Origin of the sequence: Streptomyces sp. NPDC051104 (assembly GCF_040682835.1) — a bacterium.
GTDB classification, from domain to species: Bacteria; Actinomycetota; Actinomycetes; order Streptomycetales; family Streptomycetaceae; genus Streptomyces; species Streptomyces cynarae.
Map to the genome: position 1 here is coordinate 1 of NZ_JBFBBS010000045.1, position 23,265 is coordinate 23,265.

Consider the following 23,265-nt stretch of genomic DNA (forward strand, 5'->3'; position numbering starts at 1 on the left):
TCGCTCTTGTAGGGCTGGCGGTCACTCACGAAGAACACTCCAGCACGACAGGGCTCCCCGATCAGCCCCGATACGCCTGAGCCACACGTTCCAGCGACGACAAACATGGCATCACGTCACATACCGCCCTCTGAGAGGTAGAAGCCTCTCCGGACGGTGGCACTGCCGTCCTTGTCAGTGCATCGCGGTGCGCGACGCCACCGGAGCATACGGAGGGCGGGGACTTCATTCCGCTGATCGAAGACCGCCCGCCCCGGTTGTCGACCTGTCTCACGCACCTCCTCCGGTACGGCGCTGTCCGTCCGCGACCGGCTCGGGGAGCTCTTGCGATGCTGCGCTCTTGCAGTGACCATCCCACCCGGCTGGGCCGGTGCCCAGTGACCGACCGCCGTTGTCGCTGGTGCGCTGCGCAAGCCCGCCGGCCTGTCGCCGCCGCCTCTGCAGCCCGCCCCACCCACGGCGTCCAGCCCTACCGGCCCGGCCGCCAGCGGCCGGGGTACCACGCGCACGCGCGGCTCGGAACCTCCGTGGCCCGAGCCCCGGTACCGGGCATGCGAGCCAGCCGGGAGCCGCCAACCGTGCCGCTGCACACTCCACCTGCGGCTGCTGGATCAGGCTGGCTTTGGGTGGCCGAAGAGGAGATCGTAGCCGGGTGGGAGCTGGAGCAGCATGCGATCGAGGAGGTCGTCCCCGGCGATCTCGGCGACCACACTGAGCACGGCACTGATGTCCCATGTTGCGGTCTGCTCGGTGGCTCCTTCGATCCAGGCTGCAGTCGCCCGGATGAACCGCTCCGGCGGGAGCGGCTCGTGGGCTTGCAGCGGGTTCAGCAGCACCCGGGCCGGCGTTTCCGGAAGCCGGTCAGCCAACTCGTCCCGCACCTGGCCGACCAGGTGGGCGCCCAGGAGTGCGAGCACGACGCGGGCGGACCGTTCGGCCTCCTGTGGTGAGGAGTATTCGCCGCGCTCCTGGACCGCGGCCAGAAAGGCGTCCCAGTCCATCGTCAATGTCCTCACCTCCCGATCGCTCCCGCCTGGAGGTTCGCCAAGCCGGTGACGCGGGGCACCAGCAGGGCGTGCCTCTGTTCATTGCGGACCGAACGTTCTTCTGCCGCAAGTGGTCTCGGCGCCAGGGCGTACAACGGTCCTGCCCTGAGCGTCGTCGCTGTGCGACTGCCGTCCCCGCGGCCTGCTGTTTGGCAGACCGCCCTGGTGATGTTGACGGCGGGCGATCTTCGGGCCACAGACTCATGTGCCGCCCCAGTCGCCGTCGGCAGCCGAATGCCTCGGATGCTGGGGCTGCGCATGAGTCGTGGTCGGCAGGCGGGTTGGGTAGTCGCAGCCGCCCGGCAGGCCGCCCAGGTCATAGTGACGGCGGCCGCCGGGCGATCTTCAGCCCCGTCCACCCTGAGCGACAGGCATCGTCCTCGCTGATGAAGGAGAGGGAGAGGATCACTATGGCCAGCAGCACGGAAACCGGCGAGGTCACCGGCACCAAGGACAAGGACTACAACCTCATCTGGTTCATCGAGGCATGCCTGAGCAGCGCCCTGCGCAAAGCAAACGGTCACGGTAGGTAGCCGCACGATGGCGGGGGCCGCTCGCGAGGTGAGCTGGTTTGACCTGTTCGGGTTCCCGGTGGTGCGGGGCTGGTGTGCCGTAACCGGCAATGGCCTACCGAGCTGCAGGATTCTCTTGCGAGCGGGCGGCCAGGCGAAGGCGGGTACGCCGTTGTCGTCGCTGAGCCCGCGGGGCCGCCCGCTTCATTGCACACGTTCTCCCAGCGGTGCGCCAGGTGCACGGCAGCGGCCGTCGTGGTGCCGGAATGCCGCCCATTTCAGGTCGTCGGGCCGCCGTCAGGCGGCGATCACACCGGCCGACAGGCCGGTGATTCTTCGGTTGCTGATGATTGCTGCACGAGTCTCGTCGTCGATGCTTCCGGTCGTCGCTCGCCGGTGCCCGCCTGGCTGATCTCGGCCGGCTGCCGCCCGCCCTTGGTCGACAGCCATCGCACCGGGATCGCTTATCTGTGCCGTTGGTACCGCCTGCGCACCGACGGCCCACGTGACCCAGGGCGAGTGAGGACGGGCTCGGCAGCACCGTTCGCGCTCGCCGGCGTCTTCCCGTCCGACAACGACACCTTCCCACCGCGCCCACAACACCTCCGGCGGCAGTACGTACGTGACCCGGCAGCCGATATAGCGCGAACGACGAGGACGAACGAAGTGCCGGGACCTGAGATCCTCACGGATCTCCCGCGACCGGTCGTGTCCCCACGGCGCGAGCACGCCCCTGCACGAGGGACACGTCAGTTCACCGGCCTTCAACTGGGCGTTGCACCCGAACAACGTCGGTGTCGACGACAAGCACTGGCTGCCTCCACCTCGTGCTCACCGTGTCGTCGTGCACGAGGCAGGATCAGACTGCCCACCGCGATCAGCAGTCGTGAGCGTCGCCAAGCCCCGGCTTGATGCTCATCCAGAGAGTCGTCCGACACCCCCGACCTCCGGGAGGAACTGGGCAGGGCAGTCGGTGGCGGCCTGGAGAGGGGGTGATACGCGCTCGCACCCGGTCGGCCATAGATGCGTGGAGAACGGGATAGGGGCCGTCTCGTTATGGGTCGGCCCACCCAAATCCGCATGGCGTCCGGTCCTGATCATCCGGCGATCGGCACGGCGTGGCCGGTGACCCGTACGCGAGCGTCGTCTGGGCCTACCTCGATGATCAGGTCGCTTGGCCGTCCCATGTCCTCGCCTTGACGGATGGCGATCACACCCGCTGGGGGCAACAGGCCGAGCGTACGCAAGTAGCCTCCGAACGCGGCTGCTGCTGCTCCGGTGGCTGGGTCTTCGACGACGCCGCCGACGGGGAACGGGTCACGCGCGTGGAAGCGGTCGTCGCGCTCCCGCCAGACCAGGTGCACCGTCGTCCAGCCGTAGACCTGCATGACACCAGCGAGGGCCTCGAAGTCGTAGTCGAGGTCGGTCAGTCGGTCACGGGAGCCGGCAGCGAGCACCAAGTGTTCGTTGCCGGCGAAGGCAACGTGCGGCGGAAGCGCCGGGTGGAGGTCGGCTCTTTCCCACCCCAGGGCTGACAGCGTGGCGTCCACCTCGGCGGCCTGTGCCGGACGGGACCAGGTGGGGACGCTGGTGAGTGTCGCCCGTACAGCACCATGCCCATCGGCCACGGTCTCTACCTTGATCTCGCCAGCAGGCGTTTCGAAGACCAGAGGACCGGGGCCTATGTGTTCGGCAAGCGCCACCGATGCGGCAACGGTGGCGTGCCCACAGAAGGCGACCTCGGCGAGGGGGCTGAAGTAGCGGAGCGTGAACCGACGGTGCTGCTCGTCGCGAGAGGTGACGAATGCTGTCTCGGAGTACCCGACCTCGGCGGCGATCGCCAGCATCTGCTGCTCGTCGAGTTGTGCGGCGTCGAGTACGACGCCGGCCGGATTTCCCCCGTCGGGGTGGGAGGTGAACGCGGCGTAGCGAAGGACATCGGTAACCGTTGAGCGAGTCATGCCCTTACACTCCCGCCCTTGCGGCATTAATGCAAACGATGATGATTAATGAAATCGATCGATGTTTGCGATGGCTTGCTAGGGTTCGGTCATGGATACCCGGCTGCTCCAGACCTTCACCGCACTCGCCAGGACAGGAAGCTTCACCGGGGCCGCTGCTGAGCTTCAGCTTGCGCAGTCCACGGTCACCGTGCAGATCAGAGCCCTTGAGAACACACTGCGCACCCGGCTCTTCGATCGACTGGCCAGAGGCGCGCTGCTCACCGAGGCCGGGCGACGGTTGCTTACCCTGGCCGAAGAAGTCCTGGAGGCCGAGTCACGGTTGTTCGCGGCGGCCGCCGAGGATGGTCCGGTCAACGGGACGGTAGTGGTGGGCGCGGGCGAGACATTGTGCTCTGCCCATCTGCCAGGCGTGATCGCCGCGCTGCGCCGCCTCCACCCCGATGTGGAAGTGCACCTTCAGGCGTGCAGCACCGCCGCCGCCGTTGAAGGACTGCGAGCAGGAAGACTGGACTGCGCTCTCCTGCTGGAGGAACAGGTGGACTACCCGGACGTCACGGCTGAGCGCATCACCAGCCAGCCCCTGGTCCTGCTTTGCGCCCCCGACCATCCTCTCGCCGGCCGCGAACAGCCGACGACCTGGGATGAACTGGCGCGGGAGAACTTCTTCCTCCACGAGGAAGGCTGTTCCTACAGCGACTGGCTCGCTGAACGTCTACAGGCGGTCGCTGGTGCCCAGCCCCGGCTGACGCGATTCGGCGGAATCGAAGCCACCCGCGCCTGTGTCACAGCCGGACTCGGCCTGACCGTCCTTCCCCATGCCAACGTAGCCGAATCACTACGCGATGGCCGCCTCACGGCAGTACCGGGCCCCTCACTCCCCAATGTCCCTGTCCACCTGGCACGCCACCGCCGCCGCCAGCCCTCCCGCGCAGCGCGCGCCGTCGCAGCCCAGGTTGTACGCCACTTCCATACGTAGCGGAGCGAGACGATCACCGTGCACAGCAACTCTCCGGCGGCTTCGACCACCCGACCAGGGCGACGGCAAGAGGCTGTGGAAGCTCGCCCCGCGCAGCGAGGCGATGTTGACTGGCCCGACGCGGGCGATCAGTGGGAGGTTGGAAGGTGGGGGATGCCCAGGCGGTTACTGCCGCTGCGGGCTTGCTGGCGAGGCCTTGGCCCCAGGCCGAGGTGGCGAAGCGGTAGAAGAGGTCGAGGACCTTCATGCTGTGCAGTTCCACGGGCTTTGATCGCGTAGAAGCCCCGTTGCAGGCGGGGCCGTGGCGTCGAACGGCCCAGTACCCGTATCCGCACCGCTGCCACTGGTCGTTCCAGCGGCGATGGAGTACCCCGGCCTCATCGAGCCGGGTGAGCGCGTCCGAGGGGTTGTGCAGGCAGGTTTCGGAGTCACGGTGGATCGCGAGGAGGGCAACTGATGGACTCGCGTCATGACGACACTGACGTCCCGCGTCCTGCACGAGCTTGAACCTGCTGAGCCAGGTCCCCAAGTCCGCCCAGCCCTGGGTGGCCACCCTGCTGCGAACGGTCTTCGAACAGCCCGACGCCGACGCCGTGACGGCTCAGATGCGGCACGTCCTGGACGCCTTGGAGGCGAAGGTCCCCAAAGCCGCCGCACACCTCACCGTCAGCACCGCGCACCGGGCCATCCGGGACACGGAGGGCAGCTCGGCGTGCGGCTGCTGGAGCGCACCACGCGCCAGGTCTCTCTGACCCCGCCGGAGAGGTCCTGCTCCGTGACGCACGGACCGCGCTCGACGCGGTCGCTGCGGCCACCCGGTGCGCCCGGCGGGGCGGTCAGCCCGAGCCCGTTCTGCGACTGGCACTGAAGGCCGACTACGACGGGGGACTGCTGCCACAGATTCTCGCCGAATACCAGCGTGAGGCGGCCGCGTTCCCGGTGGAACTCGTGCTGGGCGGACGGGGCGAGCAACTGCCGGCACTGCGCGACGGACGGGCGGACATCGCGCTACTGGCCACTCCCTTCGACGACGGGGATCGGGACATCGAACCGCTGCTGACCGAACCCCGCCTGATCGCCCTGGCAGCGGACGATCCGCTGGCACTCCGCCGGCACCTGCACCTGGCCGAGCTGGCCGGCAGAACGCTCCCCGACAAAACACCCGCCGACCGAGGCGGCTTTCACCGACCACCGCCCCGGCAGGCGTGTGCGACGGCGAGCGCCCTCAGAGCGAAGGCCACCGCTCACCGGCCGTCGCCGCCTTCGTCCGCACGGCCACCGCGGTCGCAGCGGCCACCGGCTCCATTACCGCCTCCGTGGTCGGCAGCGACCTGATCGTGGGCGGCGGCGCCACTGCCTGACCGCGGTCCCGGTCGCACGCTGGGCCCATGCCAAGGGCAGGCACGGGAACAGATGTCGCACGTGGGAGGTACATCAGGTCAGCGCCGCGAGCTCCGCGTTGGCACGTTCGGTGACCAGGGCGAGGACGCGGCCGGCGGCGGCGAGGTCCTCGGCGGGTATCCCGCCCCAGATGCGGGCCGAGATGGGGGCGGTCTCCGCGCCGGCGGCGGCGGTCAGCTCGCGCCCTGCGTCCGTGGGGTGAAGGTGCGTGCCGTCCGAGACGAGCAGCTGCTTGGCCAGCAGTTCGTCGAGCGTGGCGCGGATGTCGGCCGGATCGGCCTTGAGGGAGCCCCGGATCTGGGCGACGAGATCGTCCGGCGTCTGCGGGGCGTCGGCGGTGATGGCGGTGCGCAGGGCGATCTGTTGCTGGAACGTGATGCCGTGCCGGGCCAGGACGTGCTCCAGGACGCCGCGGGCGGCGTAGTGGGCCAGGCCGAGGGCGCGGGCGTCGGCGAGGGGTGCGGTGGTGGTCATGGTGTTGTCCCCTGAGTGTTCTCGTCGATCGGTACGGATGGAACGAGAGGTGCGTCGAGCAGGGTCGTCAGCTCGTCGGTGAACGCGCGCGCCCGCGGGGCGTCGAGGCCGCCGAGCGGCTCCAGCAACTGCTGAAGCAGTTCCTGGACCACCGTGATGGCCTGCCGCGTGACGGCCTGGCCCTGCTCGGTGAGGGAAAGCTGTACGGCGCGCGGGTCGCGCGGGTCGCGTGTGCGCTCGATCAGGCCGGCCGACTCCAGGGCGCGTGCCAGCTTCGAGACGTACAGCGCCTCCAGGCCGGTGTGGTCGGCGAGTCGGCGCTGACTGGGCCGCTCGCCGGCGCGTTGCATGCCGTGCAGCGACGCGACCAGCGAGTACTGCGCGTGGGTGAGGCCCAGCGGAGCCACCGCGCGATCGACCGCGACGCGCCACTTGTTGGCGAGCCGCCACACCAGGAAACCAGGCGTGGGACCCGGTGAACCCTTGCTCATGGCCAACACATTACATGGCTACTATAGCTATGGCTACTATTTTCGGGGCGGATGTGACGGCGTACCCGACTCAGCGCCGCGACGGACCGGCGGATCAACGCCTTCGGCGGGACCGCTGAACCGCCGATCCTCGCGCTGGATCCAGCCCTGAGCACCACTCAGCGCTACATGTCTGTTCGCCGTGGCTGTGCGAGAACGGGACCGTCAGTGTCCGCCTGGTCCATATCGGCGGCCGTCCCGGCTTCTTCCCCTCGGCAACAGCGGCTCCAGCAACGCCCATTGTTCGTCTGTCAGATCTCCACGCCCCGTGAACCAAGATCATCGCACTCGGCAGCTTCCGGCGTCCCACTGGCGGAACGTCCGTGTTCCGTAAGAGTTCGATGGTTCCGTGACGGCCAGGCGCCGAGTGGGATGGAGGGCATGAAACTGGGTCTCTTTCCGCCGGTGTTCAAGGGCAGACTGCACGATGCCCGCACGGCGACCTCCGTCGGCCGGTGGCTGGGGGTGGCGTTCGCCGTCTGCTTCGTCACCGGACTGGTCAGTCACTTCATGCAACACCCGCCGGCCTGGCTGGCCGACAGAGTCCCGAGCCGCCCGGCGTGGGGTTATCGGCTCACTCAGGGACTTCATGTCGCCTCCGGCATCGCGGCGATCCCGTTGCTGCTGGTGAAGCTGTGGACGGTGTATCCGCGGTTGTATGAATGGCCGCTGGTGCGGTCGGTCAAGCACGCCCTGGAGCGGCTGTCCGTCGGGGTGCTGGTGGCAGGCTCCGTCTTCGAGCTGGTGACCGGGCTGTTGAACACGGCCCAGTGGTACCCGTGGCCGTTCTCGTTCGTGCCCGTGCACTACGCGGTGGCCTGGCTGGTCATCGGGGCGCTGCTGCTGCACATCGCGGTCAAGGCGCCGGAGATCAAGGCGTACTGGGCCCGTCGGTCGCCCGGGACGCTTGCCCTGCCCGCGCAGGACGGCCCCGACCGGCGCTCGCTGTTGGCAGCGGTGGGCGCTGCTGTCGGGGCCGTCACACTGACCACCGTGGGCCAGTCCTTCACCCCGCTGAAGGACTTCCTTCTGTTCGCGCCCCGCCACCCGGACAAAGGCCCGCAGGCGCTGCCGGTCAACCGGACTGCCGACGCTGCGGGAGTCGGTGGGATCACTGCCGTGGAGTACCGCCTGGTGGTGGCCGGCCCGCAGTCGTACACCCTGACCCTGGACGAGTTGCGCGCCCTGCCACAGCACGAGGTTGAGCTGCCGATCGCATGTGTGGAGGGCTGGAGCAAGTCGGCGTGCTGGACCGGCGTACGGGTCAGGGATCTGCTGGAGCGTGCGGGGGCGCCGGAGCATGCGCGGGTGCGGGTGGTGTCGTTGCAGTTGAGGGGCAGTTACCGGGTGTCGGAGATGGGACCCGAGCACGCCCGCGATCCGCTGACCCTGCTGGCCCTGCGCCTGAACGGCGAGGAACTCGACCCGGACCACGGTTACCCGGCGCGGCTCATCGCCCCCAATCGGCCGGGCGTTCTGCAGACCAAGTGGGTCGGCCGACTGGAGGTGCCGGCATGAAGGCGCTGCGCGTGATGGCGGGTGCGGCGGGTGTGGCGCTCATGGGGGTCGGGGCGTTTCTGCTGGAGGACGTCCGCGACCTGGGGGATGTACTGGTGTGGCTGGGTTGGGCGGTCGTCCTGCACGATGTGGTGATCGCCCCGGTCGTGCTGCTGGTCGGGCTGCTGGTGGTGCGCGGCGGTGTGCGCGGTCCGGTCCGAGGAGCCCTACTGGTCGCGGGTGCGTTGACGACGGTGGCGTTGCCCGTGCTGCTACGGCCGGGCAAGACGGCCAACTCGTCGGTGCTGCCGTTGGACTATCCGCGCAACTGGCTGATCGCACTGGTGGCCGTGGCCACAGTGACGGCGCTCTGGCTGGCCGTGCGCGGGTTCGGGCGCGGCCGCCGACGCACTGATAGGTGACTTCCCTGGTCCGGTCGACGGACGAGCGGTCTTACGGGTGTCTTACGCGTAGCGGGCGAGCGCGACGGAGCACCGGGCGGCGGCCTAGCGTCACCGAATGCGAATCCTCCGCACTTGTCGCGTGACGGCCCTGGTGACCGCCGCTCCACTGTCGTTGGCCGCTGCCGGTCTGATGCATCCCCGGCATCTGACAGCGGCGACGGCAGGTCACTGGGTCGGACTCCACGTCGTCCTGCTGCCTGTCTTCCCTTTCCTCGTGCTCGGGTTGGTAGTCCCCTTGTGGGGCAGGCCGCGCCGTGATGCAGACGGGGCCTTGACGGTGGTCTCCTGGGCGGGATGTCTGTGTTTCGCCGCGTACTACTCGGGACTGGACGCGGTGGCCGGCATCTCCGCCGGCACTGCGGTGGACCACGGCGTCCACGGCGCCACCGGACGACTGTTCGCCACCGGGGACGATTTGGGCCGGACCGGTGTGTACGGGCTGGCCGTGGCCTCGCTCGCTGCGTGCGTGGTGCTCCGGCGGCGGCATGGTGTGCGGGTACTGCCGGGTTCCGTGGTCCTCTTCGCCGCCTGCTGCTCGTTCGTCGACAGCCACATCTTCTGGCCCAGGGGCGTGTTGACCATGCTCGCCTTCGCTGTGGCCTTCGCCCTCCTGACGGTGGCGGCGTCCCGGCCCGCCGAGGACGCGCGGGAGCCGGGAAGGCTTACGAACCCCTGACATCCTCGCACCGAGCGACCCGCCGCCAGGTGCGCCGCATTACGGTCGGTGACATGTTGATCCTGGTCACCGGCGGTGCGGGTTTCATCGGCTCGCACATCGTCACAGCCCTCATCGACGGGGGGCATGAGGTGCGCGTCCTCGACGCGCTGCTGCCCGCCGCCCACCGCACGGTCCCGCCGATCCCCGACGTGGTGGACTGGCGGCATGCCGACGTCCGTGACGGAGAGGCGGTGGCCGACGCCCTGCGGGGCGTCGACGCCGTCTGTCACCAGGCCGCGATGGTCGGTCTCGGCAAGGACTTCACCGACGCCCCGGACTACGTCGGCTGCAACGACCTCGGCACCGCCGTGCTCCTTGCCGGTATGGCCGAAGCCGACGTGCCCCGCATGGTGTTGGCCGGCTCCATGGTGGTGTACGGCGAGGGCCGGTACCAGTGCTCGCGGCACGGCGCCGTACGGCCCGGGCCGCGCCGGGTGGCGGACCTGGAAGCGGGAGGCTTCGAGCCCCCGTGTCCGCACTGCGGTGAGCCATTGGCCGCGGGCCTGGTGGGCGAGGACGCCCCGGCCGATCCACGCAACGTGTACGCGGCCACCAAGCTGGCGCAGGAGCACCTGGCCGCCGCGTGGGCGCGGGCGACCGGCGGGCGCGTCGCCGCCCTTCGCTACCACAACGTGTACGGCCCGGGCATGCCGCGGGACACTCCCTACGCGGGTGTCGCCTCCCTGTTCCGGTCAGCGCTCGCGCGCGGCGAGGCCCCGCGTGTCTTCGAGGACGGCGGGCAACGGCGGGACTTCGTCCATGTTCGGGACGTCGCCGGCGCCAACCTCGCGGCGCTGGACGGTGTGGACGGTCTGCCGGAGGGCGGCTTGCGGGCGTACAACGTCGGCAGTGGAGAGCCGCACACCGTGGGTGAGATGGCCGCAGCGCTGGCCGAGGCGCACGGCGGGCCGACACCGGTCGTCACGGGGGAGTACCGGCTCGGCGACGTCCGCCACATCACCGCCTCCTCGCAGCGGCTGCGCGACGAACTGGGCTGGAAGCCGCAGGTCGTCTTCGCGGAAGGCATGGCGGAATTCGCGGCGGCGCCCCTGCGGGCCGGGTGAGCTCGTCCGGTTCTCGGGTGACCGCGCCAGGAGGGCCTGGGCTTCTCCCGCCGGACCGTCCTGCTTCCTCGTCGTCCTCAGACCGCTGCGGGCAGGTGCACCTCGAACCGGCAGCCGCCCGGAACGTTGCGCACCGCCGCGCGTCCCCGGTGGGCCTCCACGATGCCGCGCACGATGGCCAGGCCGAGCCCCGCGCCGGCCGGCGGGGTGCGGGCGTCAGTGCCGCGCCAGCCGGTGTCGAAGACGCGGGGCAGGTCCTCCGGCGGGATGCCGCCGCAGCCGTCCGTCACCGACAGCACGACGCTGTCGGCCTCACGGCGGGCCGAGACGGCGACCGTGCCGTCGGCGGGCGTCCGGCGGATCGCGTTGACCAGCAGATTGGCAAGGACGCGGGACATCTCGCGGCCGTCGACTTCCACCGGCACGGGTTCCACCCCGTCGCCCACGAGCCGGACTCCGTGTTCCTTGGCCAGCGCGTCGACGCCGGCGATGGCGTCGCCGACGAGGTCGTAGACCGACATCCGGGCGGGGGACAGAGCGAGCACACCGGCCTGGATGCGGGAGAGTTCGAACAGGTCGCTGACCATGGCGCTCATACGGCCGACCTCCGCGCGGATGCGAGTGTGGTAGTCGCGGGGATCGTCGACCATGCCGTCCTCGAGGGCCTCGGTCATCGCCTGCAGACCGGCCAGCGGGGTGCGCAGGTCGTGGGAGATCCAGGCGACGAGTTCGCGCCGGGAGGCTTCCAGGGTCCGTTCCCGTTCCCGAGAGGCGGCGAGCTTGGCGCTGGTGGCAGCCAACTGGCGACCGAGGTGGGCGAGTTCTGCGGTGGGCGCCAGGGCGGGCGGGGTGAAACTGCCGTCGTCTCCGAGGGCGCGGGTGGCCTCCGCCAGCTCCCGACTGCCCTTCACGACGCTGCGGCCCAGGATGAGCGTCACGACGAGCGAGACGACCGCGGCCATGGCGCACACCATCGTCACCACCCACAGGTCGTGATCGGACAGGAACATCGCCCAGGACACCAGCATGGTTCCGGCGAGCATCGCCGCCACGGTGACGGCGGCGACCACGGCCAGGGAGACGGCGACGGACCGGTCGCGCAACGCCCGCAGGGCCGCCGCTCCCAGCAGTCCGGAGCCCCCCGCGCCGATCGCCGCGTACAGCGCGATGAGGAGCGTGTCACCGACCACGGCCGACCTCGGCTTCCTGTGACCGGGGAGGGTCGAAGCGGTAGCCGACGCCCCAGACCGTGCTGATGAGGCGGGGGTGGGCCGGGTCGTCCTCGATCTTCTCGCGCAGTCGCCGCACGTGCACGGTGACGGTGGACAGGTCGCCGAACTTCCAGCCCCAGACCCGCTGCATCAGCTGCTCCCGGCTCGTGGCCTGCCCGGGGTGCCGGATGAAGAACTCCAACAGGTCGAACTCGCGGATGGTCAGGGCCAGTTCGGATCCATTACGGGTGGCGCGCCGGGCCGTGGGGTCCAGGGCGAGTGGGCCGGCCCGCAGCCAAGGCTCCGCCGCCTCGGACCGGAGGGCCGTCGACGCACCGGCCCGGCGGAGCACGGACTCCACCCGCAACACCAGTTCCCGGGGGCTGAACGGTTTCGTCACGTAGTCGTCCGCGCCGACCTCCAGGCCGAGGATGCGGTCCTCCTCCTCACCTCGCGCGGTCAGCATGATCACCGGGAGGGGGCCGACCGTACGGATGCGGCGGCAGACCTCCAGGCCGTCCATGCCGGGCAGCATCAGGTCCAGCACCACCAGGTCGGGCTGGCGGGAGGCGGCCCGGGCCACGGCGGTCGGGCCGTCGGCGGCCACGTCGACGGCGAAGCCCGCCCGGTCCAGATATCCGGCGACGACCTCCGAGACGGTCGGGTCGTCGTCCACCACAAGTACGCGTTTCACCCGACCGAGTCTCGCACCGGGATTCCACCGCGGACCGACGCACCGAACGACGTCAGCGATCCGTAAGGAGACGACATCCCTTATGCGTGTTTTGCGTCCGTAGGGTGAGTGAGGTGATCGAGACATCCCCCTCTTCTGTGGACGTCGTGCTGCCCTGCCTCGACGAAGCCGAGGCCCTGCCGTGGGTGCTGGAGCGGATCCCGTCCGGCTGGCGCGCGATCGTCGTCGACAACGGCTCCACCGACGGTTCCCCGGACATCGCCCGCGATCTGGGTGCGTACGTGGTCAGCGAGCCGCGGCGCGGCTTCGGCGCCGCCTGCCACGCGGGCCTCACCGCCGCCACGGCCGACGTGGTCTGCTTCTGCGACTGCGACGCCTCCCTCGACCCCGGCCTGCTGCCGACCGTCGTCGGCCCTGTTCTCGACGGCGCAGCGGATCTGGTCCTGGGCCGTCGCCGCCCCACAGCCCGCGGTGCCTGGCCCGTACACGCCCGGCTGGCCAACCTGGAGCTGGCCCGTCTCGTCCGCCGCCGCACCGGCGTACGCCTGCACGACCTGGGCCCGATGCGTGCCGCCCGCCGGGAGGCGCTACTGGCCCTGGGCCTGACCGACAGGCGCTCCGGCTATCCGCTGCAGATGGTCGTCCGCGCCGCCGACGCCGGCTGGCGGGTGGCGGAGACCGACGTGCCCTACCGACCTCGTACTGGCCGTTCGAAGGTCACCGGCACCTGGCGCGGCACCTGGCAGGCCGTGCGCGACATGCGGGTCGTCCTGGCCGAACGGCCATCTGCGGCCCCGGCCGCCGGCGCCGGCCTTGCGGGAGGCGTCCGATGAAGGCCCGCACCACGACCGAGGGTTCGGTCACTCTGCTGGTCATTGCCAAGGAGCCGGTGCCCGGGCGCGTCAAGACCCGCCTCACCCCGCCCTACGCCCCGCGGGAGGCGGCTGCCCTGGCCGAGGCCGCTCTGACCGACACGCTCCACATGATGCTCCAGGTCCCCGCCCGGCGCCGGGTGCTGGTCCTCGACGGAGCTCCTGGTCCGTGGCTGCCACCCGGCTTCGAGGTCGTGCCCCAGGCGTCCGGCGACCTCGACGAGCGGATCGCCGCCGCCTTCACCGTGTGCGACGGTCCCTCGCTGCTGGTCGGCATGGACACTCCGCAACTCACTCCGCACCTGCTGGCCGGCATCGGCCGCGACGGGCACGACGCCTGGTTCGGCCCAGCCGCCGACGGCGGATTCTGGGCCCTGGGCTTCACCGACCCCGTCCGCGACGGTGCCCTCGTCCGGGGCGTCCCGATGTCCACCGACCGCACCGGGGCCGTCCAGCGCCGCAGGCTGACCGAGGCGGGACTGACGGTCGGTGACCTGCCACTGCTGCACGATGTGGACACCGCAGCCGACGCCGCCTCGGTGGCCGCCTGCTGCCCGCCCGGATCCCGGTTCGCCGCCACCCTGGCCTCGCTCGCGGAGAGCGTCCGGTGAGCGGCACCTCCCACGGAACGCGCACTGCCGGCACCGCGGGGACGGAACTGGTGGAGCGAAGCGCGTCAGAAGAGAACGTCCTGCACGTCACGCTGCCTCCCCAGCCCCAAGCCCACCTGCAGCGCGCTGATCGGCCGGCGTCCGTCGAGCCGGGGGAGCCCTGGACGGACGACCCCTACGGCCGTGCCCTGCGCGTCGGCCGCGGCCCGCTGTATCTGCGCCGCATATCACCGCCCGCCGAGGGGGCGGCCGAGCTGCTGCCTCTGGACGTGGAGGGCTTCTGCGCCGCGCCCGACGCCGCTGACACAGGCGTACTGCACCGTTGCACCGGACCCGTCCTGGACGTCGGCTGCGGGCCGGGACGTCTCGTGGCCGCCCTGGCCGCCCGAGGCATACCCGTGCTCGGAGTGGACATCAGTCCGGCCGCCGTCGCCCGGACCCGCCGCCGAGGCGGAACCGCCCTGCAGCGGTCCGTCTTCGACCGACTGCCGAGAGAGGGCCGCTGGGCGACGGCCTTGCTGATGGACGGCAACGTCGGCATCGGCGGCGACCCTGCGGCCCTGCTCGCCCGCCTGCGCCAACTGCTTCGCCCCGGCGGGTGCCTGCTGGCCGAAGTCGCCCCGCAGGACGTGGACGAACGTCTCACCGTCCGCGTCGAGGACGCCCACGGCCGACACGGACGCCCCTTTCCCTGGGCCCGCCTCGGCGCCACCGCCCTGCTGCACGCCGCCGACGCCACCGCGTGGATCCTCGCCAGCAGGTGGACAACCGGCAACCGCACCTTCCTGGAACTCCATCGCCCCGACCCGGGGCCCGACGTCCCACACGCCATGCTCCATGGAGGGCCGGACCGCCCATGACCGACACCGCCGCCCCGCACCGCCACGACCCCGGGCGCTCCGTTGCGCCCCCGCCCTCGCGTCCCACCGCACGAGCGACCCCACACAGGACCCGGATCCGAATCGCCGCCACCGCGATCCTGCTTGCCGCCCTGACCGCCATTGTCGTCGACACCCTCCGCGCAGGCGACAATCACAGCGCCCCCGGCCGCCTGCTCGGCGGATACGCCGTCGCCTGGGCCCTGTTCGCCGCAGCCGTATGGACTGTGCGCAAGGTCCCGGCCCGCGCCGCGACCGTCCTCGTCCTGACAGGTTCGGCCGCTCTCGCCCTGGCCGGGCTCACCGCGCAGCCGCGCACCAGCGACGACATGTACCGCTACGCCTGGGACGGTCGCGTCCAGGCAGCCGGAATCTCCCCGTATGCCTACCCACCGGCCGCACCTGAACTCGCCCGCCTGCGCGACCAGTGGCTGTTCCCCACACAAGAAGCCTGCACAGGATGGGGGCTCAGCCACACCAGCAGTGGCCTCTGCGTCCGCATCAACCGGCCCAGCGTCCCCACCATCTACCCGCCCGTCGCCGAGGGCTGGTACCTCGCCGTCCACGCGCTGTCCCCGCCGGACAGCCGCCACAAGCCGCTGCAGGCGTCAGGCGCCGTCCTGACCTTCGGCACGACCCTCGCCCTGCTCCGAGTCCTGCGCCGCCGCGCCGACCCGCAGGGGGCCCCGGCCCGGACCGCGCTGTGGGCCTGGTGTCCGGCCATCGCCCTGGAAGCGGTCAACAACGCCCACATCGACACCCTCGGCGCTCTCCTCGTCGTACTCGCGTTCGGCACCGCCACCACCGGGACCCGCCGGGGCGCGTTGCTCGGCGCGGCGATCGCCGTCAAACTCCTTCCCGTCCTCGCCCTGCCCGGCGCCTTGTCCGGGCAACGCAGCCCCGCCAGGGTGCTGCGCGTCGTCGCGGCCGCCGTCGCAGCCATCGGCCTCGCCTACCTGCCCTACGTCATCACCTCCGGCGCGGATGTTCTGGGCTACCTGCCCGGCTACCTCCATGAGGAGGGCTACGAGCCTGGCGACGTACGCCGCTTCGCCCTGCTGCGACTGCTGCTGCCGGACGCCGCCGCAGGAGTGACCGCAGCCGTACTTCTGGCGCTCATCGGCCTGTACGTGTGGTGGCACGGGGACCCTGCCCGCCCGTGGCGTGGCGCGTTGCTGCTCACCGGTACCGCCCTGCTCCTCTTCTCCCCGAGCTATCCCTGGTACTCCCTGCTCGTGATCGCTCTCGTGGCCATGGACGGCCGCTGGGAGTGGCTGGCGGTGACCCTCGCCGGCACCGCCCTCTACCTCGCCGGCCGGCTCCTGCCCGGATTCCCCCTCCAGGCATGGGCCTACGGCACCGCAGCAACCGTGATTGCCGCCGGCGCGTGCCTGCGCTCCGGCCACGCACGCCGAATCCTGCGGTCCCACGTCAGCAACCGGCGCTTCGGCGGCGAGTGGATCTGACGGTGCGACCGCGGCCGACACTCTCATCCGGGGCCTCCCGACCGGCAACCGGTGCAGGCCCCCGCGCCGGTCAGGAGTCGTCCGACTCCCGGGCGGAAACCGGCGGGCGGAAGCAGGCATACATGCAGCAGCACCCGTTCACTCCGGGCAGCAGCGAAAGCGTTCAGCCGGTATCTCACCGCCGCCCGGCAGCGGTTCCATGAAGGCAGCGCGCCCGGCGACACAGTTGGTTCCAGCACCCGCTGTGAGGGTGGCGATACCTCAGCATGCGCTGGCGGTCTGAGCACCCGGATGGCGGCACAAGCTGTGACCCGGGCATTCCGCCTGCGTTGTCCAGCCGTGCCGGGTCCCCGCTCCACTCCACCTGCCTCGGCCGCCCCCGGGACGATGGCATAGCGAGCGTTCACGCCATCGGCACCGCCGAGATCCGAACCACCCACCGACCGAGATGCCGCGGAGGGAAGCCAGCATGACGAGGGAGCCTTTGACCGACTGGTCGCAGGACCACCGAGAGCAGCACTTCCACAGTGTGATCGGCGGCGGCTGGCTTCGCATGCCCCCGCCCATGCTGGGGCTGCTGCTGGCGGCCCTCACCGGTAGGGGGAGGCCCTTGACGCGGGAGGAACTGCGCCCGTTCGTGCGCAACAGCGTCAACCCCTCCGGTGACTGGCAGGCCTCCTGCTGGGAGGACGGAGACGAGCGTGACGGTAAGGACTTGGCGGATCGACGGGCAGCTCAGGCGGCCACTTCGGCCCGCTATGCAGCTCACTACGGGTTGCCGTCGCTGTCCACGCTCAACGACATGCTGACCCTCATGATCGCCGCCGGGCTCGTTCACGAAATCCCCGACGCGGACGGTCAGACGCGCCTGTACCCCGCGTTTCCGCTGCCAGGCCCTCATGAGGTCTTCCCCCTGGACGACGAGGAGTTGCGCGCGCAGCAAGTGCTGCGCCGCCACCTTGCCTATGGGGGCGATTCCTCCCGGATCATCGCCTTGTTCGAACCAACCGGCCTGCGACACCAGGAGATCACTACAAATCTCGACCGCCTGGCACACGTGATCGACGGCCATTCGCACGATGCCCGCCAAGCGGTCCTTCTCCTCCTGGAGGGACCAGACTTCACGGCCACCACGGACATCTCTGAGATCCCCCCGCACAAGGTCTTCCAGCTGCGCTGCGACTGGGACACGTTCCACACGCACCGCATCCGACGCGGGCGGCAGGGACGGATCGCGGCCACGGTCCCCGCCGACGGGGATGACAGCACCTGAGAGAGGACGCCGCCGGGACCGGCTGTGAAGGACGAGGAGGGTGCGCTGCCCCGCCGCCGGGCCCGCCGAATCCGGCGTGCCACGGCACCTGTCTGAGCACGGAAACCGGCGACGGGCGGACGGTGCATATGTGGCGTCCCATGTTGCCCAGGCCGATGAAACCGATCCTCATAGCAGCCGTTCCACAGCCGTCCCGTCCTTGACCGGTATTTCATCGGCGGCCCCGGGAGGTCGGTGACGGTCAGCCGGGAGTGAGCTGCGCGGGTTGCCGTGATCGGCCGGACACATCATGGTTCTGCGCGCGCCTTCCACATATGTTGGCGACATGACACATCCAGCCACCACCGGCACTGCCTTGGTCACCGGAGCCTCCCGCGGCCTCGGGGCTGTGATCGCTCGACGCCTCGCAGCCGACGGACACCCGGTCGCCGTCGGCCACCGGGCAGGGGCCGAAGCGGCCCACCGGGTGGTGACGGACATACGTGCATCGGGTGGGACCGCGGAGGCGTTCGCCGCCGATGTGACGGACGAGACCGCCGTCAAGGATCTCATCGCGGACGTCACCGCCCGCCTCGGTGCCATCGCCACTCTCGTCATCAACGCCACCGGTCCGCAGCCCGCGCTGGACCCGGCGGCGGTGACCTGGGACGACCACCTCGCTCAGCTCACGTTTTTCATCAAGAGCCCCACACTGCTGATGCAGGCAGTACTGCCGGCCATGCGGGAGCGCGGTGTCGGCCGCATCATTCAGATCGGCTCCGACGTGCTGGAGCGCGCCCTGCCCGAGATGTCAGCGTACGTGGCTGCCAAGGCCGCCCAACACAGCCTGACCGAGTGCTGGGCCCGAGCGCTCGGCCCGTACGGGATCACGGTGAACACCGTTGCGCCGGGCTGGATCCCGGTCGAGCGGCATGCCGGAGCGAGTCCCGAGTCACTGGCCGCCTACGCGGCCGACGTGCCACTGGGACGCATGGGCCGACCAGAGGACGTCGCAGCTGCCGTGGCTTTCCTTGCCTCACCGGAAGCGGCCTTCGTCACGGGCGAGCGCATCAAGATCAACGGCGGTCACACACTCGGCTAGCTAGTTCTTCCCCGGCGCGCCCATCTTCCACAGCCGGGATCTGGTGCATTGGACGCAGATCGGCAACGCGCTGGACCGGCCGAGCCAACTGCGCCTGCCGCTGGACTCGCCTTCCTCAGGAGGGATTTACGCGCCGACCCTGCGCCACCATGACGGCCGGTTCTGACTGATCGTCACGAACGTCAGCGCTGACGGGAATCTGCTGTTCACGGCCACCGACCCGGCGGGTCCTGTCGGTCCGCGTCTTCGCCGCCGGCGTACTCCGCCGCTGGGGGATCGGCGCCGAGGAGCAGGACGTACTGATCGTCGACGAACTGGCCGCGAACGCGGCCCTGCATGGCCGCGCGGACATGACCCTGCTGCCGGCTCTCGAGGGCGACACGCTCCGCATCGCCATGACCGACTTCGGAGCGCGTGCTCAGGTGGAGAACGCCGACGTCGCCCCCGACGAGCATGGTCGGGGCATGGGGATCGTGCGACACCGGGTGGACCACGTCGGGATCCGCCCCGACCGGAACGGATGCCGCGTGTACGCCTGGCTGCGCGTCACGCCGTTCTCCGCCACTGCGGGGGAGCCGAGCCTGGCGGCGTAGGCACCGGACGGGACGACCGGCGCTCCGCGGCGCGGAACAAGCGCGCGGGCGCCATCCCACCCCGGCGTGTCGTGCGCGATGCGCCGACTCCGGAACACATGCGTGTTTCGTGCAGCGCGGCGCGCGCATCGTGCAGGACGACGCGCCGCCCTCCTTCGCACACTCGGTGACCCAAGGGCTCGACGCACACCGGATGACACGCGGAGGCAGAACTCAATGCGGACGTTCGTCTACACATCCCGTCCCTCGCGGGTCGTCTTCGGACCCGGCACGGTGGGCCGGCTCCGCGAGGAGGTCGAGCGGCTCGGCTGCTCCCGTGTCCTGCTCCTGTCCAGCCGGCCCCTGGCCCGGATCGCCACGCGGGTCCGCGAGGCGCTCACAGACCTCGTGGTGGCGGAGTTCGACGGCGCCGCCATGCACACCCCGGTCGAGGTGACCGAGGAGGCGCTCACCGTGCTCACGCACGCCTCGGCCGACGCGATCGTGGCCGTCGGCGGCGGCTCGACGACCGGCCTGTCCAAGGCGCTGGCCCTGCGCACGGACGTCCCGCAGGTGATCCTGCCGACCACCTACGCCGGTTCCGAGGTGACCCCGGTGCTCGGCGAAACCCGGGACGGGCGCAAGGTCACCCAGTCGTCCCCGGCGATCTTGCCCGAGACCGTCGTCTACGACGTCGACTTCACCCTCACGCTGCCGCTGCCCATGACGGTGACGAGCGGCGTCAACGCCCTTGCGCACGCCGTCGAGGCCCTCTACTCGGCCGAGGCCGACCCGGTGACGGACCGGCAGGCCCTCGACGCGATCGCGCGCATCGCCCGGGCGCTGCCCCGGCTGGCCGCCGATCCGGCCGACCCGGAGGCCCGGGCCGACCTGCTGCATGCCGCCTGGCTCGCCGGGACCTGCCTCGCCACGGTCGGCATGGGCCTGCACCACAAGCTGTGCCACACCCTCGGCGGCAGCTTCGGCCTGCCGCACGCCGAGACCCACACCGTCGTGCTGTCGCACGCCATGGCCTACAACGCGCCCGCGGTGCCCGAGGTGATGCGCCGCATTGCCGACGCCCTGGGCGTGCCGGACGCACCGAGCGGCGTGTACGACCTGATCGTCTCCCTGGGCGGGCCCACCTCGCTGCGCGACCTCGGCATGGCGGAGTCCGACCTGGCACGCGCGGCCGAACTGGCCGCCTCGACGCCGTACCCCAACCCGCGCGAGCTGACCGTCGAGGGCATCGGCGAGTTGCTGGCCGGCGCCTGGCAGGGACGCCGCCCCCAGGGCCCGCCCTCGACGGAGGCGAAGCTGGCCCGGCTCACCGAGGAGGTGGTGACCAGCTTCGCGCACGCCCCCGACCCCCGGGTCCGTACGCTGATGACCGACCTCGTCAGGCACCTGCACGCCTTCGTCGCGGCCAACGACGTCACCGACGCCGAATGGCAGTACGCCATCGACTTCCTCACCCGCACCGGACAGATCTGCAGCCCGACCCGCCAGGAGTTCGTGCTGCTGTCCGACACGCTCGGCGTCTCCAGCGCCGTGGACCTGCTCACCAACTCCCGCACGCCCGACACCACTCCGTCCGCGGTGCTCGGCCCCTTCTACGTGGAGGGCCCGCCCGAGACCGCGCTCGGCAGCGACATCTCCGGTGGCCTGCACGGCACCCCGCTGTGGGTGGACGTACGGGTCACGGACAGCGACGGCGAGCCGGTCAAGGACGCGGCGGTGGACGTGTGGCAGTCCAACGAGGACGGCTTCTACGACGTCCAGCTCCCGGATCTGGACGGACCGGTGCTGCGGGCCCGGCTGCGCAGCGACACCCAGGGACGGATCACCTTCTGGTCCATCCTGCCTTCGCACTACCCGATTCCCGAGGACGGACCGGTCGGGCAGATGCTCGACGCGGTCGGACGCCACCCGTACCGGGCGCCCCACCTCCACTTCATGTTCGACGCGCCCGGCCACCGCCGGCTCGTCACGCAGCTGTTCGTGGCCGGCGGAGCGTACCTGGACAGCGACACCGTCTTCGGCGTCAAGGACGAACTCGTCGTCGACTTCACACCGCAGTCCGGCCCCACCCCCGACGGCCGCCCGGTCCACGGCGAGTGGTGCCGGCTCGACTACACCTTCCGTCTCGCCCCGCTGGCCGGATGACCGAGGAGCGCCCATCCATGACGACCACCGACCCGCTCGACGCGTACGACACCGACGTCCTCGTCGTCGGCAGCGGCCCCGCAGGCGGTTCGGCCGCGCTGCTGCTGGCCACCTACGGCATCCGCACCGTGCTGGTGACGAAGTACGGGTGGCTCGCCAACACGCCGCGGGCGCACATCACCAACCAGCGCACCATGGAGGTCCTGCGCGACCTCGGCGTCGAGTCGGAGGCGCTGGCCCTCGGCAGCCCCTCCCACCTGATGGGGGACACCGTGCTGTGCACGGCGCTCACGGGCGACGAGATCGGCCGCATCCGCAGTTGGGGCACCGGCCCCGCGACGGCCACGGAGTACTCCGCCAAGAGCCCCTGCGAGATGATCGACCTGCCGCAGATCTATCTGGAGCCGATCCTGATCGACAACGCGGCGGCCCGCGGCGCCAAGGTCCGCTTCGACACCGAGTTCCTCAGCTTGGAACAGGACGAGGACGGGGTCACCGCCCTGCTGCGCGACCGGGTCCGAGGTGACGAGTTCACGGTGCGGGCCCGCTACCTGATCGGCGCCGACGGCGGGCGCAGCGCGGTCGCCGAGCAGCTCGGCCTGCCCTTCGCCGGTCGCATGGCCAAGGCCGGCAGCATGAACATCGTCTTCAAGGCCGACCTCACCCGGTACTGCGCGCACCGTCCGAGTGTCCTGTACTGGGTGCTGCAGCCCGGCGCGGACACCGGGGGCATCGGCATGGGTCTGGTCCGCATGGTCCGCCCGTGGAACGAGTGGCTGCTGGTGTGGGGTTACGACATAGAGCAGCCGCCGCCGCGGGTCGACGAGGAGGCCGCGCGGAAGATCGTCCGCGACCTCGTCGGCGATCCGGACCTGCCGGTGGAGATCACGTCGACCTCGCTGTGGACGGTCAACCACGCCTACGCCGAGGAGTACTCGTCCGGCAGGGTCTTCTGCGCCGGTGACGCTGTGCACCGTCATCCGCCGTCCAACGGACTGGGCTCCAACACCTCCGTCCAGGACGCGTACAACCTGGCCTGGAAGCTCGGGATGGTGATCCGCGGCGAGGCAGGACCCGCGCTGCTCGACAGCTACACGGCCGAACGCGCCCCAGTGGGACGGCAGATCGTCGAGCGGGCCAACCTCAGCCGCGACCAGTTCGGGCCGATCTTCGAGGTGCTCGGCGTCGGCGGCGGCGGCGACGCGGAGGCCATCGCCGAAGGCATCGCGGCGATACGGGCGCGGACATCCGAGGGCGCCAAGAGGAGACGGCAGCTCGAAGAGGCGATCCAGATGAAGAACTACGAGTTCAACGCGCACGGAGTGGAGATGAACCAGCGCTATGTCTCCACCGCGGTGCTCCCCGACCACAGCCGGGCCGAAACGTGGGCGGGCGACCGCGAGTTGGTGCACCAGCCGACGACCCGGCCGGGCGCCAAGCTGCCGCACGCCTGGCTGGTCGACGCACAGGGCGAGCGCGTCTCCACGCTGGACGTCGTCGGCCACGGTGTCTTCACCGTGCTGACCGGCCTGTCCGGCGGTGTCTGGGAGACCGCCGCGCGCGTCTGCCGCGACGCCCTCGGCGTACCACTGCGCGTGGTGCGCGTCGGTGACGACAACTGCCGTGACGCCTACGGCGAGTGGGCCCGCGTCAGCGAGATCGCCGAGGACGGTGTGCTGCTGGTGCGCCCGGACGGACACGTCGCCTGGCGCCGGGTCACCGCCGCCGAGACCGATGAGGCGGCGCGGGAGGAACTCCTCGGCGCGCTCCGCCACGTCCTGGCGCGTTAGGGGAG

The 23,265-nt window shown here is 70.7% G+C and carries 24 protein-coding genes and 3 pseudogenes; 20 read left to right on the forward strand and 7 right to left on the reverse strand.

Annotation, left to right across the window (positions count from 1 at the left end):
- Positions 1 to 611: 611 nt before the first annotated feature.
- On the reverse strand, positions 612 to 1,001 hold the full coding sequence (locus tag AB0N14_RS34160) for a DUF2267 domain-containing protein (protein WP_366029587.1): 390 nt from the start codon (positions 999 to 1,001) through the stop codon (positions 612 to 614).
- A 455-nt stretch (positions 1,002 to 1,456) separates the two neighbouring features.
- Between AB0N14_RS34160 and AB0N14_RS34165 the strand changes: the two genes are divergently transcribed.
- Positions 1,457 to 1,579 (forward strand): hypothetical protein, encoded by a 123-nt coding sequence (locus AB0N14_RS34165; RefSeq protein WP_366029630.1) that lies wholly within the window; start codon positions 1,457 to 1,459, stop codon positions 1,577 to 1,579.
- Positions 1,580 to 1,921: 342 nt separating this feature from the next.
- A pseudogene (locus tag AB0N14_RS34170) lies at positions 1,922 to 2,143 on the forward strand (FAD-dependent oxidoreductase); the annotation flags it as partial.
- 512 nt (positions 2,144 to 2,655) lie between these two features.
- On the opposite strand, the gene AB0N14_RS34175 reads toward AB0N14_RS34170, so the two are convergent.
- Positions 2,656 to 3,546, reverse strand: coding sequence for a PhzF family phenazine biosynthesis isomerase (locus AB0N14_RS34175; protein WP_366029588.1), 891 nt, complete (start codon positions 3,544 to 3,546; stop codon positions 2,656 to 2,658).
- 64 nt (positions 3,547 to 3,610) lie between these two features.
- On the opposite strand from AB0N14_RS34175, the gene AB0N14_RS34180 reads away from it, so the two are divergent.
- Positions 3,611 to 4,498 (forward strand): LysR family transcriptional regulator, encoded by an 888-nt coding sequence (locus AB0N14_RS34180; protein ID WP_366029589.1) that lies wholly within the window; start codon positions 3,611 to 3,613, stop codon positions 4,496 to 4,498.
- 13 nt (positions 4,499 to 4,511) lie between these two features.
- On the opposite strand, the gene AB0N14_RS34185 is transcribed toward AB0N14_RS34180, so the two are convergent.
- On the reverse strand, positions 4,512 to 5,051 hold the full coding sequence (locus AB0N14_RS34185) for a GNAT family N-acetyltransferase (protein WP_366029590.1): 540 nt from the start codon (positions 5,049 to 5,051) through the stop codon (positions 4,512 to 4,514).
- On the opposite strand from AB0N14_RS34185, the gene AB0N14_RS34190 reads away from it, so the two are divergent.
- The 3 genes and pseudogenes from AB0N14_RS34190 to AB0N14_RS34200 all read left to right on the forward strand — a co-directional run bounded on the left by AB0N14_RS34190 (position 5,002) and on the right by AB0N14_RS34200 (position 5,859).
- The gene (locus AB0N14_RS34190) at positions 5,002 to 5,250 is read left to right on the forward strand and encodes a transposase (RefSeq protein ID WP_366029591.1); all 249 of its coding nucleotides are present in this window, start codon (positions 5,002 to 5,004) and stop codon (positions 5,248 to 5,250) included. The genes AB0N14_RS34185 and AB0N14_RS34190 overlap by 50 nt on opposite strands.
- 139 nt (positions 5,251 to 5,389) lie before the next feature.
- Positions 5,390 to 5,587 (forward strand): annotated as a pseudogene (locus AB0N14_RS34195) (LysR substrate-binding domain-containing protein); the annotation flags it as partial.
- A gap of 116 nt (positions 5,588 to 5,703) precedes the next feature.
- Positions 5,704 to 5,859: a hypothetical protein gene (locus AB0N14_RS34200; protein WP_366029592.1), complete on the forward strand. Its 156-nt coding sequence runs from the start codon at positions 5,704 to 5,706 to the stop codon at positions 5,857 to 5,859.
- A 73-nt stretch (positions 5,860 to 5,932) separates the two neighbouring features.
- On the opposite strand, the gene AB0N14_RS34205 is transcribed toward AB0N14_RS34200, so the two are convergent.
- Both AB0N14_RS34205 and AB0N14_RS34210 read right to left on the reverse strand, forming a co-directional pair.
- A complete protein-coding gene (locus AB0N14_RS34205; RefSeq protein ID WP_366029593.1) occupies positions 5,933 to 6,373 on the reverse strand; it encodes a MarR family transcriptional regulator in 441 nt (146 codons plus the stop codon).
- Positions 6,370 to 6,864, reverse strand: coding sequence for a MarR family transcriptional regulator (locus AB0N14_RS34210; RefSeq protein ID WP_366029594.1), 495 nt, complete (start codon positions 6,862 to 6,864; stop codon positions 6,370 to 6,372). Before AB0N14_RS34210 ends, AB0N14_RS34205 begins: the two co-directional genes overlap by 4 nt.
- Positions 6,865 to 7,275: 411 nt before the next feature.
- On the opposite strand from AB0N14_RS34210, the gene AB0N14_RS34215 reads away from it, so the two are divergent.
- The 4 genes from AB0N14_RS34215 to AB0N14_RS34230 all read left to right on the forward strand — a co-directional run bounded on the left by AB0N14_RS34215 (position 7,276) and on the right by AB0N14_RS34230 (position 10,646).
- Positions 7,276 to 8,421: a molybdopterin-dependent oxidoreductase gene (locus AB0N14_RS34215; protein ID WP_366029595.1), complete on the forward strand. Its 1,146-nt coding sequence runs from the start codon at positions 7,276 to 7,278 to the stop codon at positions 8,419 to 8,421.
- Entirely contained in the window at positions 8,418 to 8,822 is a 405-nt protein-coding gene (locus AB0N14_RS34220; protein ID WP_366029596.1) for a hypothetical protein, read from the forward strand. The genes AB0N14_RS34215 and AB0N14_RS34220 overlap by 4 nt, the downstream gene beginning before the upstream one ends.
- Before the next feature lie 313 nt (positions 8,823 to 9,135).
- Positions 9,136 to 9,540, forward strand: a complete 405-nt coding sequence (locus AB0N14_RS34225; protein WP_366029597.1) for a hypothetical protein — start codon at positions 9,136 to 9,138, stop codon at positions 9,538 to 9,540.
- A 53-nt stretch (positions 9,541 to 9,593) separates the two neighbouring features.
- A complete protein-coding gene (locus AB0N14_RS34230; protein ID WP_366029598.1) occupies positions 9,594 to 10,646 on the forward strand; it encodes an NAD-dependent epimerase/dehydratase family protein in 1,053 nt (350 codons plus the stop codon).
- Between the two features lie 77 nt (positions 10,647 to 10,723).
- Here AB0N14_RS34230 and AB0N14_RS34235 read toward each other — a convergent pair whose 3' ends face one another.
- Both AB0N14_RS34235 and AB0N14_RS34240 read right to left on the reverse strand, forming a co-directional pair.
- Positions 10,724 to 11,836: a HAMP domain-containing sensor histidine kinase gene (locus AB0N14_RS34235; protein ID WP_366029599.1), complete on the reverse strand. Its 1,113-nt coding sequence runs from the start codon at positions 11,834 to 11,836 to the stop codon at positions 10,724 to 10,726.
- A complete protein-coding gene (locus tag AB0N14_RS34240; RefSeq protein ID WP_366029600.1) occupies positions 11,826 to 12,551 on the reverse strand; it encodes a response regulator transcription factor in 726 nt (241 codons plus the stop codon). Before AB0N14_RS34240 ends, AB0N14_RS34235 begins: the two co-directional genes overlap by 11 nt.
- A gap of 113 nt (positions 12,552 to 12,664) precedes the next feature.
- On the opposite strand from AB0N14_RS34240, the gene AB0N14_RS34245 reads away from it, so the two are divergent.
- The 10 genes and pseudogenes from AB0N14_RS34245 (at position 12,665) to AB0N14_RS34290 (ending at position 23,260) form a co-directional block, all read left to right on the forward strand.
- Positions 12,665 to 13,384: a glycosyltransferase family 2 protein gene (locus AB0N14_RS34245; RefSeq protein ID WP_366029601.1), complete on the forward strand. Its 720-nt coding sequence runs from the start codon at positions 12,665 to 12,667 to the stop codon at positions 13,382 to 13,384.
- A complete protein-coding gene (locus AB0N14_RS34250; protein ID WP_366029602.1) occupies positions 13,381 to 14,034 on the forward strand; it encodes a DUF2064 domain-containing protein in 654 nt (217 codons plus the stop codon). The genes AB0N14_RS34245 and AB0N14_RS34250 overlap by 4 nt, the downstream gene beginning before the upstream one ends.
- A 116-nt stretch (positions 14,035 to 14,150) precedes the next feature.
- On the forward strand, positions 14,151 to 14,894 hold the full coding sequence (locus AB0N14_RS34255; protein WP_366029627.1) for a class I SAM-dependent methyltransferase: 744 nt from the start codon (positions 14,151 to 14,153) through the stop codon (positions 14,892 to 14,894).
- On the forward strand, positions 14,891 to 16,378 hold the full coding sequence (locus AB0N14_RS34260; protein WP_366029603.1) for a glycosyltransferase 87 family protein: 1,488 nt from the start codon (positions 14,891 to 14,893) through the stop codon (positions 16,376 to 16,378). Before AB0N14_RS34255 ends, AB0N14_RS34260 begins: the two co-directional genes overlap by 4 nt.
- A gap of 469 nt (positions 16,379 to 16,847) precedes the next feature.
- Positions 16,848 to 17,651, forward strand: coding sequence for a DUF6042 family protein (locus AB0N14_RS34265; RefSeq protein WP_366029604.1), 804 nt, complete (start codon positions 16,848 to 16,850; stop codon positions 17,649 to 17,651).
- Between the two features lie 325 nt (positions 17,652 to 17,976).
- Positions 17,977 to 18,732 (forward strand): SDR family oxidoreductase, encoded by a 756-nt coding sequence (locus AB0N14_RS34270; RefSeq protein WP_366029605.1) that lies wholly within the window; start codon positions 17,977 to 17,979, stop codon positions 18,730 to 18,732.
- A gap of 4 nt (positions 18,733 to 18,736) precedes the next feature.
- A pseudogene (locus tag AB0N14_RS34275) lies at positions 18,737 to 18,964 on the forward strand (family 43 glycosylhydrolase); the annotation flags it as partial.
- Positions 18,965 to 19,007: 43 nt separating this feature from the next.
- Positions 19,008 to 19,325, forward strand: a complete 318-nt coding sequence (locus AB0N14_RS34280; RefSeq protein ID WP_366029628.1) for an ATP-binding protein — start codon at positions 19,008 to 19,010, stop codon at positions 19,323 to 19,325.
- A 216-nt stretch (positions 19,326 to 19,541) separates the two neighbouring features.
- On the forward strand, positions 19,542 to 21,470 hold the full coding sequence (locus AB0N14_RS34285) for a maleylacetate reductase and hydroxyquinol 1,2-dioxygenase domain-containing protein (protein WP_366029606.1): 1,929 nt from the start codon (positions 19,542 to 19,544) through the stop codon (positions 21,468 to 21,470).
- A 17-nt stretch (positions 21,471 to 21,487) separates the two neighbouring features.
- Positions 21,488 to 23,260 carry an FAD-dependent monooxygenase gene (locus AB0N14_RS34290; RefSeq protein ID WP_366029607.1) on the forward strand — a complete coding sequence of 591 codons (1,773 nt, stop codon included), beginning with the start codon at positions 21,488 to 21,490 and terminating at the stop codon, positions 23,258 to 23,260.
- Positions 23,261 to 23,265: the final 5 nt, after the last annotated feature.

Bases quoted from the DNA above. Each gene is read 5' to 3' on its own strand.
- AB0N14_RS34160 (WP_366029587.1), bottom strand. From the start codon at position 1,001: ATGGACTGGGACGCCTTTCTGGCCGCGGTCCAGGAGCGCGGCGAATAC.
- AB0N14_RS34260 (WP_366029603.1), top strand. From the start codon at position 14,891: ATGACCGACACCGCCGCCCCGCACCGCCACGACCCCGGGCGCTCCGTT.
- AB0N14_RS34250 (WP_366029602.1), top strand. From the start codon at position 13,381: ATGAAGGCCCGCACCACGACCGAGGGTTCGGTCACTCTGCTGGTCATT.
- AB0N14_RS34175 (WP_366029588.1), bottom strand. From the start codon at position 3,546: ATGCCGCAAGGGCGGGAGTGTAAGGGCATGACTCGCTCAACGGTTACC.
- AB0N14_RS34220 (WP_366029596.1), top strand. From the start codon at position 8,418: ATGAAGGCGCTGCGCGTGATGGCGGGTGCGGCGGGTGTGGCGCTCATG.
- AB0N14_RS34210 (WP_366029594.1), bottom strand. From the start codon at position 6,864: ATGAGCAAGGGTTCACCGGGTCCCACGCCTGGTTTCCTGGTGTGGCGG.
- AB0N14_RS34165 (WP_366029630.1), top strand. From the start codon at position 1,457: ATGGCCAGCAGCACGGAAACCGGCGAGGTCACCGGCACCAAGGACAAG.
- AB0N14_RS34230 (WP_366029598.1), top strand. From the start codon at position 9,594: ATGTTGATCCTGGTCACCGGCGGTGCGGGTTTCATCGGCTCGCACATC.
- AB0N14_RS34180 (WP_366029589.1), top strand. From the start codon at position 3,611: ATGGATACCCGGCTGCTCCAGACCTTCACCGCACTCGCCAGGACAGGA.
- AB0N14_RS34290 (WP_366029607.1), top strand. From the start codon at position 21,488: ATGACGACCACCGACCCGCTCGACGCGTACGACACCGACGTCCTCGTC.
- AB0N14_RS34205 (WP_366029593.1), bottom strand. From the start codon at position 6,373: ATGACCACCACCGCACCCCTCGCCGACGCCCGCGCCCTCGGCCTGGCC.
- AB0N14_RS34270 (WP_366029605.1), top strand. From the start codon at position 17,977: ATGACACATCCAGCCACCACCGGCACTGCCTTGGTCACCGGAGCCTCC.
- AB0N14_RS34215 (WP_366029595.1), top strand. From the start codon at position 7,276: ATGGAGGGCATGAAACTGGGTCTCTTTCCGCCGGTGTTCAAGGGCAGA.
- AB0N14_RS34285 (WP_366029606.1), top strand. From the start codon at position 19,542: ATGCGGACGTTCGTCTACACATCCCGTCCCTCGCGGGTCGTCTTCGGA.
- AB0N14_RS34265 (WP_366029604.1), top strand. From the start codon at position 16,848: ATGACGAGGGAGCCTTTGACCGACTGGTCGCAGGACCACCGAGAGCAG.